We start from the raw sequence: 1,720 nt of genomic DNA on the forward strand, positions 1-1,720 counted from the left end.
TACCAGTGGTTTTTTTGTGTGGTTTTTGGGGGGAGCGGGGATGCCTTGTGGTGCGGATGGTGATGAAAAAGTCGAGGGAGTCTGCAGATAGTAATTGAAGGAAAGGTACAACGGCTGAACACCGACTACTTTATCTGCAATCAAAGAATCCTTATTGTAGTCAGTACTGAACTAGGCTGCTGACTTTGACCGTTCAGTGATGACTTTATAGTTAATTTGATATGTTTTGCCGGCTCTGTGGGTAATGACGGAAATTGGTATAGAAAAAATACCCAAAAGAAGCATGAGGTTAGCCAACACAATAGCTGAATCAACTTCGACCACCAGAGATTCAGCGGTTCTTGTGTTCACTAAATCAAGCCCAAGCGAGCCTTTCAAGAAGGCAAACTTGCGTTCAATCGCACCGCGTCTGTTCTCCGCATCAGTATCCAGCTTGCGCTGCTTGGCATCTACATGCTTCGGCCGGCGGCCCAGCTTAGGCCCACTCAGTTTGATGCCCAGCTCCTTGCACAATGCAATATTCGCTCGGGTTCGGTACAGGGTGTCAGCTAGTACCTCATCGGGATACTGCCCCAGTGTATCCCAACAATGATCGAGGGTTGCGGCCAGGTCAGTGCTTTCGTTAAAGCTCTCGAAGTCAAAACGCTCAACGTCAATGACCCCGTCTAAAATTGAACAGTCAATCTTGGCCCCGAACTCAACGCGTGCCTTAGCTTTACCGCGAACAATCGGGTGAATATACGGCTGACTGAGGCTGACAATCCGGTCAGGAACACTATGAGTCTTGTTGTCGTACATGTATCTTTGTTGCTCGTAGACCTTACGGACAACTGCGAGCCGGTTGATTTGCCATTCTGTCAGATGTGCTTCTCCGCCTTGGCTCAACAGTTCATCCACGTAGCGCAGGTCTCGCCGAATGTACTGCAGCTGGGCTTTAATCTGCTTGCGCCGGGCCTTGGCCTGACGGCCAGGGTGGCGTGAATATTCAGTCCATGTTGCCTTAGCCAAGCGCTTATAAGTCCGCGGGATTGCAACTTGTAGCCCTTGCGCCATCTTAAGCACCATCTCCTCAAGGTTCAGCCGAGCTTTGTTTAGTAAGGAGGCATCTTGAGGAAACTGAATCTTGATCGGCACGGCGGTGGCATCAGTAATCAGCACGTGAGCTCCGGGCACAATCGCTTCTAGCTTCTCACGGACTTCATCAGTGATGATGTTGCGAATCAAGTCGGAGATCTTAGAGGCTCGACGGCGGAAGTAGGTCAAAGTTGAGGCATTGAAAGGAATCTTGGCCTCGTAACGTGTTCTTCCCATGAAGTACTGAAACGCTGGCGTGTCGCGAATGGCCTCCACCAGCTTCGCGTCTGATAAATGTGTCCGCTGTTTGATCAGCTCGGCACCGTACAACTCGCGAAATGGTTTTGCAGCACGTCCGGCACTCTTATTAAAGACAGATTGGTATGCTTCATCCAGCTTCTGCCATGGAATGAGCGAGGCTAACTTCACCCACTCGTTATCAGGACTGAGTGATGTGCCCAGGCCGCAATCAAACGATTCGAAAGATAGTTGAACGTCAGTATGCCGATAAACCATGGATAAATCCTCCGTTACGAGATGACAAGTGCAAGGAAAACTGCCAAAAACAGGAAATTCCTCTGCATTCATTATACGACAGTAACGGAACGGTTCCCATGAAAACAAGGCACTTACAAATATTCAGTAT

At 49.2% G+C, this 1,720-nt stretch carries 1 protein-coding gene; it reads right to left on the reverse strand.

Annotated features, from left to right (window positions below; genetic code table 11):
* Nucleotides 1-171: 171 nt before the first annotated feature.
* Nucleotides 172-1,590 carry an IS5 family transposase gene (locus EKM91_RS13695; RefSeq protein WP_019863889.1) on the reverse strand — a complete coding sequence of 473 codons (1,419 nt, stop codon included), beginning with the start codon at nucleotides 1,588-1,590 and terminating at the stop codon, nucleotides 172-174.
* Nucleotides 1,591-1,720: the final 130 nt, after the last annotated feature.

Origin of the sequence: Lacticaseibacillus baoqingensis, assembly GCF_003946165.1 — a bacterium.
GTDB lineage: Bacteria > Bacillota > Bacilli > Lactobacillales > Lactobacillaceae > Lacticaseibacillus > Lacticaseibacillus baoqingensis.

Excerpts from the sequence above, each read along its gene's own strand:
- EKM91_RS13695 (WP_019863889.1), bottom strand. The coding sequence starts at position 1,590 with ATGGTTTATCGGCATACTGACGTTCAACTATCTTTCGAATCGTTTGAT.